Consider the following 12700-nt stretch of genomic DNA (forward strand, 5'->3'; position numbering starts at 1 on the left):
CCCGCAAGGAATGCGGGTATCGTTGAAAACAGAATCGGGAGCAGAACATGGCAAGAGGCGTAAACAAAGTTATTCTTATCGGGAACCTAGGGCAGGATCCGGATACCCGTTACACCCCGAACGGCAATGCCGTGGTGAACCTGAGCCTTGCGACCGACGAGAGCTACAAGGATCGCCAAACCGGCCAGATGGTTCCGAAAACGGAATGGCATCGCATTGTCATGTTTGGAAAGATTGCCGAGATTGCAGGCCAATACCTACGTAAAGGCTCCAAAGTTTATATCGAGGGCAAACTGCAGACTCGCAAATGGCAGAATAAAGAAGGCCAAGACGTTTACACCACCGAGGTGGTTGTCGATATCAACGGCCAGATGCAGATGTTGGATAGCCGTGGTGGTGAGGGCGGTATGAACCAAGGCGCTCCTGCTGGCCGTCCGCAACCGCAGTCGGCACCAGCACAGTCACAGAATAGCCCTCCGCCACAGTCCGGTGGGTATAGTCAGGGCCAAAATCAAGGTCAGCCACAACAGGGGGGCAGCATGCCCGAGCCAGTGGATGACTTTGACGACGATATTCCGTTTTAAGCGTTTGTCTAACCCAGATAAATTGTTAAAAACCGGCCGGCCCCAAAATTGGGGCCGACTGGTTTTTAATTCTTGGCAAAAATTTATTGAGTTTAGGCGCCTCCATCCGGCTCACTGACTATAACCCTGTTTCTTCCCGCACGTTTGGCAGCGTATAGGGCCGTATCCGCAGCGGCGAACCAGTCCTCTTGCCGGTAATCTTTTTTGTAGCCAGCCACCCCCACGCTAATAGTGATGATACTATCCTCACTGCCGGGGATTGTGATTTCCTCAGCCACGCGAACGCGCAACTTCTCCGCGATTTGATAGCCCATTTTTTCATTTGCGCCGGGAATCAAAATGGCGAACTCTTCTCCGCCGTACCGGCCAACTACATCATAGTTTCTGGCATGCTCCATCATTATGCGGCCTAGCTTTGCAAGCACCCTGTCGCCAGTCTGGTGCCCCCAGTTATCATTGATCTGTTTAAAGTGATCTACATCCAGCATTAAAATAACAGCTGGATACTCTCCTCTGGATGCTCGGTTCAGTTCTTGTCGCACGCGCTCCATCAAATAGCGGCGGCTGTAAACTCCGGTAAGTGCGTCTTTGTTGGCCATTTCTTCCAGCTTGACGTTCAGTGTTCTGATATCTCTGGTTCGGGATTTAATGGTGGCTTCCAACTTGCTCATTGCTAGATGCATACCAAAATAGAGTGCAAGTTCGATCAGAATGAAGACAACAATGGCATAGACAATATTGACCCATGTGTCGTGATAGAGCCCTTGTAGTGCGGAGTCAGCGGGTTGCCAAATCATCACTCGCCCTAGCGGCGGTTCGTGTTTGTCACGGATGCCGATGTAATCACGAAGTGCAAATTCCGTTAATGTAATCGGGCCGCTTTGTGTTTTCAGTATGATGGTGCGGCCTTCGGATGTCGGGTGGTGCTCCGGCTTGTTTTCACGGGCTGCAAGCACCTCTTTCAAATTGTCGGATGAACTGGCTTCAACGAAACAGCCGCAGTTTGATATGAGCGGTTCAGTTGGTCGTTTCCATACCGCCTCGTCCACGCGCTCCTTTCGGATCACGATCGCCACTTCGTAACCGATTGCGGAGCTCAACGACTCAATCAGGGTACTGAACGACGTTCCTACCTCCAGTGCCCCAACCTGTTTTGTTGGGTCACTGAAACTGAAAACGGGCACAACACCACGCAGGCCAGCGTATACCCGGCCCAATTCAAACCCCTGACGAGGCTGTCCGTCACGATTTACATCTACGACCAAGTGCCTCAAGTTATCCATGTTGTCGCCGAACTTTTCAGGCTTGTGGACGCGTAAAAAGCTGTTAGAGCCCGGTCCGAGATGAAAATGCAGCTGGCGCACCTGATATTCTTTCGTCATTTTTTGCCAGCCCGGAGAAACTGCTTCGTACAGCAGTGCGCGGATGTCGTCAGGCTTCATGACATTGCCGCCGCTGTTACCTGCAGTGGCGCGTTCGGCTTCGTTCAGCAACCTTTGGACATCGGGAGAGTTAGCGACAAAAGTCGCCAACTGAGACATGCTGTCCAGAGTTGTCGATAAAGCAACTTCAAAAGTTTTTTGTGACTGCTGCCCTTTCTGAGCGAGCGCGGTTTGTAGGGCCTCTTTGTCACTCACATAGTTGATCATGACGAAGATCGCTTCGCTCACGAGTAAGGTGAGTGAGACGGCCAGAAATATCCTGTAGTGCGTTTTCGTCATGTGAGTGAGTTCGGTAGGTCAAGGCTAAAAGTGTCGCATGTTTTAACACAACCATGATCAATTGCCAGTTGTTCAGAATTGATTCGGACCGTGTGTGCGAGAGAAAAGCTATTCCTCCTCTGCGCGATCCATACCCAACTCATTGATTTTGCGCGTCAGGGTATTTCTTCCCCAGCCCAGCAGAACTGACGCATCGCGGCGCTTGCCACCGGTGTATTCGAGTGCCGTTTCGATCATGATCTTTTCGAACTCAGGCATTGCGGATTCGAGAATGGCGGTCTCTCCCCGCCTTAACTCTTGATTCGCCCAGTTTTTCAGCCCTTCCTGCCAAGTGGTTCCGCTACTGCGGGGTTCGCTTTGATGGCGCAATTCGGGTGGTAGGTCGTTTATATGAACCTCTCTGCCACTGGCCATTACCGTGAGCCAGCGGCAGATGTTTTCAAGCTGCCTCACGTTTCCGGGCCAAGGCAATGTGGTAAGGAAGCTTTGAGTTTCCGGGCGTAGGATCTTGGGCTCTACCGTGAGTTCGTTGGCTGCCCTTTGCAGGAAGTGTTGCATCAACCGGGGGATGTCTTCCCGGCGCTCAGCCAACTTCGGTAGGTGTACGCGAATGACATTCAGGCGGTGAAAAAGGTCTTCCCGGAAGTCGCCAGCCTGAACGAGCTTTTCCAGATTCTGGTGTGTGGCAGCTATGATTCGTACATCAACCTTAACGGGCGTGGTGCCGCCAACCCGGTAAAACTCGCCATCGGCAAGAACTCTTAGCAGGCGGGTTTGGGTGTCGCCTGGCATGTCGCCAATTTCATCAAGAAATAGGGTACCTCCGTTAGCTTGCTCGAACCGCCCCTGACGTATTGCTGATGCTCCGGTAAAAGCCCCCTTTTCATGTCCGAAGAGCTCGGATTCGATAAGGTCTCTGGGGATGGCGGCCATATTTAAGGCAATGAAAGGGTGGCTGCTGCGGGGGCTGTGATTGTGCAGGGCTTGAGCAACCAGCTCTTTGCCTGTTCCGCTTTCCCCGTTGATCAGTACTGTGATGTTTGAGTGGGAAAGCCGGCCAATAGCGCGAAAAACTTCCTGCATGGCTGGGGCTTCGCCGATGATTTCGGTGCTGTGCTGGTGGGCTTCTTCCTTTGGCTGGGAGCCCGCTCGCTTTTCATGACTATGGGCTACGGCCCGTTCAGCTAACGCAACGGCATCGTCTACATCAAAGGGCTTCGGAAGATACTCGAAAGCCCCGGTCTGGTAGCTGGTGACCGCACTTTCCAGATCAGAATGGGCCGTCATGATAATCACAGGAATGTCTGGGTGAGATGCAGAAATCCGTGATAACAGGGTGATGCCATCGATGCCGGGCATACGGATGTCGCTGATAATAGCGTCGGGCTGTTCCTGTTCCAGCCGCTTCATGATGTTCTCGCCACTCTCGAACGCGGTTGGCTGCAGGCCAGCTTGATCGAGGGCGCGCTCCAGTACCCAGCGTATACTGCGATCGTCATCGATAATCCATACTTTGGCGGATGTCTGGCTCATGATGTGCCCTCCAGAGGCAGGAAGATAATGAAGTCCGTTTGGCCCGGTTCGCTCTCGCACTCAACCAGTCCATGGTGCTGGCCAATAATGCTTTGGGTAATGGATAGCCCTAGCCCTGTGCCGTTAGCGCGACCGCTGATCATCGGGTAGAAAATATTCTGGCGCAGCTCTGGTGCAATGCCTGGGCCGTTATCGATGATATCTATTCGACACACAAGCCGGTGGCGATTGGGGCCAATGGAGACTTGTCGCAGGGCGCGTGTGCGGAATGTAATGCTGGGAGCTTGTTCAACACCGGAATGATTGGTTGGGCTTTCAAAGGCCGCTTCCATAGCGTTGCGGGCGATGTTGAGGAACGCCTGAATCAACAGCTCTTTGTCTCCCAGCAGCTCCGGCAGACTGGGATCGTAGTCCCTTTGGAATAGCACTCTGCCTTTGCTTTCTGCGTCAAGAAGGGTGCGTACGCGCTCGAGTATTTCATGGATATTGGTTTGTGCGAGCTTGAGTGCTTTGTTGGGGCCCAGCATGCGATCAACAAGGCTGCGCAAGCGGTCTGCCTCTTCAATAATAACTCGCGTATATTCCCGCTGGTCTGCGCTAGCCAGTTCCCGGTCAAGCAACTGCGCGGCGCCGCGGATGCCTCCTAGCGGGTTCTTAATTTCATGCGCCATGCCCCTTACAAGTATGCGGGTGGTTTCCTGCTGGGCAATCAAGTCTTCTTCTCGGCTTATCCGAAGTAGGCGGTCTCTAGGCTGTATCTCCACCAAAAGCACAGCTGGATCTTGGTCAAGGAGAGACACGGAGTAATCGACGGTGCGCTGCGAGCCGCTGGCAAGCAGAAATTCAGTCTCCCGGCGAGTGTAAGAGTGGCCGGTCTCGGATGCTTTGCGCAACGTTCTGAAAGCGTCATCCGAATCCAGCAGGATGTCGCTGAGCGCAAGTCCAGCGCTGCGTGTCATGCTGGTTTCGAACAGGTTTTCTGCCGCAGGGTTTAGGTAGCGGATAACCAAATTGCGCTCTAATACAACAACTGATGTGGTGAGGTTGTCCAGCATGTTCTTAAAGTGGTTTTCGCTGGTTGATGACTGTGCCATGCGCGGATCCTGTTGGTTATGGCAAAAGAAGTGGGAGGGTGTCTAAACGGAATTCCCCATATCTGCCTTTGTCGCTGTAACAGAATTCAGCAAGAACCGAACCAGTTTCGGTGAGCCAGTAAACGGAAGTTTGGGCCAAGCAGCAGAGGCGCCGGGCGGAGCAGTTCAGGGCAGTCTGGGATCAAACAGCGCAGGTAGGTTTGGTGTTTTATCTATCGGCGCTAAGCCATTATTGCACCAAAAGAGTGCGACCGCACCAGACCGGTGCGGCCCGAAGATTTAGTTTTGCACAGAAGGGCGGTGAACGGTAAAGCGTATGGGTTTGCCGGTTTTAATCTGAACGCCGTTTCGGTCAATAATGTGAATGCCCGCATCGTGGGTTCCACGGAAAACATTGTTGACGGTAACCGACCCTGATGCGCTTTGGCCGACGGGTTGGCCATCGAGCGTTACTTCGTATTTGTGCCCCGGTTCAAGTTCAGGGGTGCTGCGCATTTCAAAGTGCACATCGCCGCTACCGCTGTGGAACGCTTGTTCATCCTCAGGGTAGATGAATGAAACTTGTTCGTAAATCGACCCTTCCCGCTTCACTTCTTCCCGCAATTTGTCGGTTTCACGCACATTTTTCGGTTTGGGGAGTGTTATGGTTGTTACAGGTTTTACTTTCACTGTCTCCGCGCCTTTGGACGGCTCATCGGAGAAGGTTACGTTGCCTTGCGCATCCACGTTACGGTAAACCTCTGCGATTACCGGTGTCGTGATCAGTAGCATTAGCCCTGCGGTTATTCCATGTTTCAGTCTCATAAGTACAGTCCGCTGTATTGTTTGGTGTGATTATCAATGGCCGAGCGGACCTTTTCAATGTGACAGGATGAGATGATGGTTACATATCGTTAAGGGCAAGGGCGTTGTGTTTAGAATCACAAAAAAAGCCCCACTTTTTTGAGTGGGGCTTTTGATGCTGCTATTCAGTTCCAGTGCGGTTTTATCGACGGCAACTGAAAGGCTTTAGCAGGAATAATACAGTTCAAACTCGACCGGGTGAGTGGTCATGTTGATGCGCTCAACTTCACCACGCTTAAGGTCGATGTAGCCCTGAATCATATCCTCTGTAAACACGCCACCACGGGTCAGGAACTCATGGTCTTCTTTCAAAGCGACCAAGGCTTCCTGAAGGGTCTCAGCAACTTTTGGAATGCTAAGAGCCTCTTCTTTCGGCAGGTCGTAAAGGTCTTTGTCCATGGCATCGCCTGGGTGAATCTTGTTCTGGATGCCATCAAGGCCAGCCATCATCAGCGCAGAAAATGCAAGGTACGGGTTGGCGGCCGGATCAGGGAAGCGCACTTCCACACGGCGGGCTTTCGGGCTGGTGACATAGGGAATACGGATAGATGCGGAGCGGTTGCGCGCAGAGTACGCCAGCATAACCGGTGCTTCGTAATGCGGAACCAGACGCTTATAGCTGTTAGTAGCCGGGTTGGTGAACGCGTTCAAGGCTTTGGCATGCTTGATGATGCCGCCCACGTAAAACAGTGCCATTTCACTCAGGCCAGCATAGCTGTCGCCTGCAAACAGGTTTTTGCCATCTTTGTTCAGACTCATGTGCACATGCATACCGGAGCCGTTATCGCCGACGACTGGCTTGGGCATAAAGGTAGCGGTTTTGCCGTAGGCGTGGGCTACGTTGTGCACGCAGTATTTAAGAATCTGAACTTCGTCCGCCTTTTTGGTCAAGGAGTTAGGGCCGACACCGATTTCACACTGGCCAGCTGTGCCCACTTCGTGGTGATGCACCTCAATAACCAATCCCATGGATTCCATAGCAGCACACATTGCGCCGCGCAGGTCGTGCAGGCTGTCTACCGGTGGTACGGGGAAGTAGCCGCCTTTAACGCCGGGGCGGTGACCAATGTTGTTGCTGTCGAAGTCGTCGCCGGAAACCCAGGCAGCTTCCTCGGAGTGCAGCGAATACATGGAGCCCTGCATGTCGGTTTTCCACTTCGCGGAATCGAAAACGAAAAACTCTGGCTCAGGGCCAAACAAGGCGCCGTCTGCGATGCCTGTGGATTTTAGATACTCTTCGGCTCTACGAGCAACAGAGCGAGGGTCGCGCTCGTAGCCCTGCATGGTTGAAGGCTCAACAATGTCGCAGGTAATGTTGATGGTGCTTTCTTCGGTGAACGGGTCAAGAACGGAGCTACTGTCGTCCGGCATCAGGATCATGTCGGATTCATTGATGCCTTTCCAGCCAGCGATAGATGAGCCGTCAAACATTTTGCCTTCGGCGAAGAAGTCCTCGTTAACCTCGGTCGCAGGTATAGTGACGTGCTGCTCTTTGCCGCGGCTGTCGGTGAACCGCATATCAACCCATTTCACTTCGTGCTCTTTGATCAAATCAGCTGTCTTGGACATGTGTATGCTCCGTAAGTAATCCCGCACAGCGGGTGAATTCGTGATCAGTGTTCCGGATCGTTCTGCAGGGCTGAATTCCGGTCTGTTATACAGGTCTGCGCAGCTTAGCAAAAGCTGTCGATTCTTACCTTCACATTTCAGGTGCGCAGAAGGTTTTAAAACCTGTTGGCAGGGTTAAAGCAAGGTGCTTGCCAGTTTTGACTTGAATCCCATGGATCAGGGTGTTTTCGGTCAGCAGGCCGCAGTATCTGCGTTGATTATATAACGGGGCTGTGTGGGCTGGGCTGACTTAGAGTTGCTGAAGCGCACTAAGCTGGTGCGTTATGGTGCTATCGGCTGGTGCGTTGCGCCAAGTTGGTGCGCCGAGTTTGGTTTGGCAAAGCTGATTAAGAAATAGGCGTTCTTCTTCATATAAACGGTGCAGAGTTTTCGATATACTGCGCGCCGCTTCATTTTCTCCGCGTGTGCCCGGGCCATTGATCCGGATGTTACACGTGAGGCGCCGGGCCTTCAGGTTCCGGTGGATGAGTTCATTTTACAGATTTGAGATGGCATGTGCGGGCCTTGCTCGTGAACGACCTTCTCAGGTCATTGAGTGCATGCCGCAGGATTAATTTTGTGATTGAAAAACTTCGTAATATCGCCATTATCGCCCACGTTGACCATGGTAAGACCACGCTGGTGGACAAGCTGCTGCGCTTGTCTGGAACGCTGGATCGCAAAGAGCTCGAAAACGAGCGCGTTATGGATTCCAACGATCAGGAAAAAGAGCGGGGCATTACCATTCTTGCCAAAAATACCGCGCTGAAATGGAACGGCTACGACATCAACATCGTAGATACCCCAGGCCACGCGGATTTTGGTGGCGAAGTGGAGCGGGTAATGAGCATGGTGGATTGTGTGCTGCTGGTGGTAGATTCCATCGATGGCCCCATGCCCCAGACACGCTTTGTAACTCAAAAGGCTTTCGCAGCGGGCTTGCGCCCGATTGTAGTCGTGAATAAGGTCGACCGCCCGGGCGCTCGTCCTGACTGGGTTGTAGATCAGGTTTTCGATCTGTTTGATAGCCTTGGTGCTACAGATGAGCAGTTAGATTTTCCAATCGTTTATGCCAGCGCGCTGAACGGTGTTGCTGGGCTGGATCATGAAGATCTTGCAGATAACATGGATGCTGTATTCCAAGCCATTGTTGATCACGTACCTGCGCCCGCTGTTGATCCGGAAGGCCCCTTCCAGATGCAGATATCCCAGCTGGATTACAGCAGCTTTCTAGGTGTGATTGGTATAGGCCGAATTGCTCGCGGCAAGATTAAAACCAACTCGCCGGTCGTTGCTATTGGCGCCGATGGTAAAAAGCGTCAGGGCCGCATCCTTAAAATTATGGGGCACTCCGGCCTACAGCGCGTAGAAGTCGACGAAGCTCAGGCGGGCGATATCGTGTGCGTCAGTGGGTTGGACGCTTTATATATCTCCGACACCCTGTGCGATATGAACAATGTGGAGGCTCTGCCGCCGCTAACGGTTGATGAGCCTACGGTTTCGATGACCTTCCAGGTTAACGATTCTCCTTTCTGTGGCAAGGAGGGCAAGTTTGTAACTAGCCGGAACATCAAAGACCGCCTTGAGAAAGAGTTGCTGCACAACGTTGCTTTGCGCGTTGAAGAGGGTGATTCAGCAGACAAGTTCAAGGTGTCTGGCCGTGGTGAGTTACACCTGTCGGTTCTGATCGAGAACATGCGCCGTGAAAACTTCGAGCTGGCGGTAGGTCGCCCTGAAGTTGTTATCAAAGAAGTGGACGGCGAGAAGCAAGAGCCATACGAGAACGTGATTGTTGATATTGAAGAGCAGCATCAGGGGCCTTTGATGGAGCAAATGGGGCTGCGTAAAGGTGAGCTCACCAATATGGTGCCGGATGGTAAGGGTCGTATGCGCCTTGAATACACCATTCCTGCGCGGGGCTTGATTGGTTTCCGTAACAGCTTTCTGACTATGACGTCCGGCACGGGTATTTTGACCTCAACCTTCAGTCACTACGGGCCCATCAAGAGCGGTGATGTTACAAATCGCCAAAATGGTGTTCTCGTTTCCATGGCGACAGGTACAGCTCTGACCTACTCGCTGGAAACCCTTCAGAGCCGTGGCAAGCTCTTCCTTGACCCGGGTCAGGAAGTATACGAAGGACAGCTTTGCGGTATCCATAGCCGTGAAAATGACTTGGTTATCAATCCAACCAAGGGTAAGAAACTGGACAACATGCGAGCCTCTGGCAAGGATGAAGTCATCGGCTTGGTGCCACCGATCAAGTTTACCCTTGAACAGGCGCTGGAGTTTATCGATGACGATGAGTTGGTTGAAGTAACGCCTAAGTCCATTCGACTGCGTAAAAAACACCTTACCGAGAACGAGCGCAAGCGCGCGAATAAGAAGTAAGGTTTACGCTCTAAATCAGGCCGGCGCTGGTAACACAGCCCCGGCCTTTTTTTGGTCTTCGTTCTTTGCAAAGGCCGTTCTGTGTGGGCTTAACTCCGCTACACTGTCAACGAAACCAATTTCAATAGCGGAGTGACCCATGCTTACCCTTTACCCCGATATCAAGCCTTACGCAAAACACCGGCTGGCGGTGGAGGCGCCCCATGAGTTGTATGTTGAGGAAAGCGGCAACCCAGAGGGGATCCCTGTGCTTTTTGTACATGGCGGCCCGGGTGGCGGCTGCGAAGATTATCACCGCCGTTTTTTTGATGCAGAGCGCTTTCGCATCATTCTGTGGGATCAGCGTGGCGCGGGCCGCTCAACACCGCTTGCGGAGTTGAAAGGTAACAGCACTGACAAGCTGGTTCAGGATATGGAAACAATCCGCACGTTTTTAGGTGTCGAACGCTGGCTGCTGTTCGGTGGGAGTTGGGGGTCGACGCTCAGTTTGGTGTACGCCCAGACCCACTCTGAGCGCGTTATGGGGTTGGTTCTTCGTGGCATTTTTCTTTGCCGCCCCCGGGATATCTCCTGGTTTTACCAAGATGGTGCAAGCCGCGTATTTCCGGATTACTGGCAGGACTTTGAGGCGCCGATACCAGTGGATGAGCGCGATGATATGGTGAGTGCCTACTACCGCAGGCTCACAAGCAGCAACGAGCTGGAACAGATACAGGCTGCAAAGGCCTGGTCTATATGGGAAGGCCGATGCGCAACTCTGCACCCGAACCCGAGGGTTATTGAGCATTTTGGTCACCCTCATGTTGCCATTGCTCTGGCGCGAATCGAATGCCACTACTTTATGAACGCCTCCTTTTTAGAGGACAACCAAATTATAAGGGATGCCCACAAGCTCCGGCATGTACCCGGCATTATTGTGCATGGGCGCTACGATATGGTTTGCCCTTTGGACAACGCCCTCGCACTCAGCAAGGCTTGGCCGGAAGCGGATTTGAGGATTATTCGTGAAGCTGGCCACTCAGCGTCTGAACCTGCGATTGTGGATGCGCTAGTGCGAGGTGTGGACGAGGTGATCGCCAAAGCAGAGCAAATTGCAGGCTGAGGCTATTCGTTAATCGGGGTTGCGGGAACTTATATGCATGGATACACTCTTGCTTGTTTGTAATTTTCTTGCATCTCGGGAGTTGCCAAAAGCCACATGAAAGGGCTTGTTCAGCGGGTAGTGAAAGCAGGTGTCGAGGTTGGCGGGCATGAAGTTTCATGCATAGATGCAGGCGTTCTTTTGCTGTTAGGTATAGAGCGGAAAGATGGGCAGAACGAAGCGCAGGAATTGTGCCGGAAAATTCTTGCTTATCGAATTTTCCCCGATGAGGCAGGGCGCATGAATCTTAGTCTGCTTGATACTGGTGGTGCTCTACTGGTAGTGCCCCAGTTTACACTCGCCGCTGATACGTCATCTGGTACTCGACCGGGTTTTTCGCACGCAGCTAGCCCGGATTTAGCTGAAAGTTTGTACGGCAGCTTCCTCGATTTCGCCCGAGCGAGCTTAGGTGTAGAGCGTGTTAAAGAAGGCTGCTTCGGCGCGGACATGAAGGTGAGCTTAGTAAACGATGGGCCGGTAACTTTCATGCTGTCTACCCGCTAAGCGTTCCTTGAGTATATCGGCGCTGGGTGACGCAAGGCATTAAATATTTGCAAAATTGGCTTGATTGTATTATTGATGAGTCATCAGGTGGCGCTTTAAGATGGCGCCGTAAGTGACTGAGCCATAAAGAGACGCCAAGCTGCGGATCTTTGTTATAGGAAAAGTTGCTGTTATGTCATGTACTTGACATGTAGCGATCATAAAATGGGAGCCATCCGGTTTTCTGGGGCACCTTACAAAATCGGGATTAACCCGTTGTTAAAACCTGAAATAACTCGCAAAAGGACATACAAGATGAAAAAAACGCTTATCGCATCTGCTATCGCTGCCGCCACGATTTCTGGCACCGCACTGGCTCAGGAAAGCAATCTGCCGACGGTTTACGGTAACATTCAGTATGTTGCATATCACGCTGATGTGGCTGGTGGAGCTAACGGTCTCGAGCACGCAGACAATGGTTCTACGCTAGGCGTATTGCACGACCACGAAATCGCTCCGGGCATCACTGGTTTCTTCAAGCTGGAGTTGGACGGCTTTAACGCTGATGACAAGTCTTACGGTCGCGGTCAAGCTCGTCTGGATGAAGCTTACATCGGTGTAAAAGGAGATAGCTTCGGTCAGATTTGGGTAGGTTCCGATGACTCTACTTATGAGCGTTCGATCGACAAGATCTCGAACTTTTACGAGTTTGGAGCTTACAACTTTGGCGGTGGTTACACTACTGGTGAAGGCGATCTCATTCAGTATGCATCGCCTTCCTTTGGCGGGTTGGTTCTTGGTGCGGCCGTTCAGATAAATGGCGATCTTGACTCCCAGACGACCAAAAAGTCTTACCCGTACCAGCTAGCCGCTACATACTCTCTGGATGCGTTGGAGCTTGCTGTCGCAATGGACTCAAACGAGGGTGATGGCAGTAATGAAAATACCTACGGCGTACGTGCTACCTACAACATGGGCAGCCTGAGCCTGACTGGTCAATTCCAGACTCGTAAAGACGCACGTGACAACTACGGTGTTCACGCTGTTTACGCGTTGGGCGCAAACCAGTTCGCGTTCTCCTACGAAATCGAAGAGATTGATGGCTCTGATTTGAGCCGCGATACCATCACTGTTCAAGCTCTGCACAACCTGTCTGACCACATGTACGTGTACGTAGAAGGTTACCTGGGCAACGGTGACGACGGCGCCTATGGCGTTGCAAACGAAAGCGAGCGTTCTGCTTTGGCTGTTGGTGGTACCTACTACTTCTGATCAGCCAACCGGCTAATCAGTTAGTTTAGT

General features: G+C 52.3%; 10 protein-coding genes. 5 read left to right on the forward strand and 5 right to left on the reverse strand.

Annotation, left to right across the window (positions count from 1 at the left end; all coding sequences use genetic code 11):
- Window positions 1–47: 47 nt before the first annotated feature.
- The gene (ssb, locus tag FE845_RS15405; protein ID WP_200366568.1) at window positions 48–584 is read left to right on the forward strand and encodes a single-stranded DNA-binding protein; all 537 of its coding nucleotides are present in this window, start codon (window positions 48–50) and stop codon (window positions 582–584) included.
- 92 nt (window positions 585–676) lie between these two features.
- Here the strand turns inward: ssb and FE845_RS15410 are convergent, their stop codons facing one another.
- The 5 genes from FE845_RS15410 to glnA form a co-directional block, all read right to left on the reverse strand.
- Window positions 677–2305: a diguanylate cyclase gene (locus tag FE845_RS15410; protein ID WP_200366578.1), complete on the reverse strand. Its 1629-nt coding sequence runs from the start codon at window positions 2303–2305 to the stop codon at window positions 677–679.
- A gap of 108 nt (window positions 2306–2413) precedes the next feature.
- Complete coding sequence (gene glnG / locus FE845_RS15415; RefSeq protein ID WP_200366580.1) at window positions 2414–3838, reverse strand: nitrogen regulation protein NR(I); 1425 nt, start codon at window positions 3836–3838, stop codon at window positions 2414–2416.
- Window positions 3835–4932: a nitrogen regulation protein NR(II) gene (glnL, locus tag FE845_RS15420; RefSeq protein ID WP_200366583.1), complete on the reverse strand. Its 1098-nt coding sequence runs from the start codon at window positions 4930–4932 to the stop codon at window positions 3835–3837. The genes glnG and glnL overlap by 4 nt, the downstream gene beginning before the upstream one ends.
- A gap of 279 nt (window positions 4933–5211) precedes the next feature.
- Window positions 5212–5736 carry a DUF4124 domain-containing protein gene (locus FE845_RS15425; protein WP_200366585.1) on the reverse strand — a complete coding sequence of 175 codons (525 nt, stop codon included), beginning with the start codon at window positions 5734–5736 and terminating at the stop codon, window positions 5212–5214.
- Window positions 5737–5940: 204 nt separating this feature from the next.
- Window positions 5941–7344, reverse strand: coding sequence for a glutamate--ammonia ligase (gene glnA, locus FE845_RS15430; protein WP_200366587.1), 1404 nt, complete (start codon window positions 7342–7344; stop codon window positions 5941–5943).
- 618 nt (window positions 7345–7962) lie between these two features.
- On the opposite strand from glnA, the gene typA reads away from it, so the two are divergent.
- From typA to FE845_RS15450, 4 genes are all read left to right on the forward strand, one after another.
- Entirely contained in the window at window positions 7963–9774 is a 1812-nt protein-coding gene (gene typA, locus FE845_RS15435) for a translational GTPase TypA (protein WP_200366589.1), read from the forward strand.
- A 139-nt stretch (window positions 9775–9913) separates the two neighbouring features.
- Window positions 9914–10876, forward strand: a complete 963-nt coding sequence (pip, locus tag FE845_RS15440) for a prolyl aminopeptidase (protein WP_200366592.1) — start codon at window positions 9914–9916, stop codon at window positions 10874–10876.
- A 96-nt stretch (window positions 10877–10972) separates the two neighbouring features.
- Entirely contained in the window at window positions 10973–11419 is a 447-nt protein-coding gene (gene dtd, locus FE845_RS15445) for a D-aminoacyl-tRNA deacylase (RefSeq protein WP_200366595.1), read from the forward strand.
- A 294-nt stretch (window positions 11420–11713) separates the two neighbouring features.
- Entirely contained in the window at window positions 11714–12670 is a 957-nt protein-coding gene (locus tag FE845_RS15450; RefSeq protein ID WP_200366597.1) for a porin, read from the forward strand.
- The last annotated feature ends 30 nt before the right edge of the window (window positions 12671–12700 follow it).

This window comes from Marinobacter sp. 1-4A, from assembly GCF_016597725.1.
Classification (GTDB): Bacteria; Pseudomonadota; Gammaproteobacteria; order Pseudomonadales; family Oleiphilaceae; genus Marinobacter.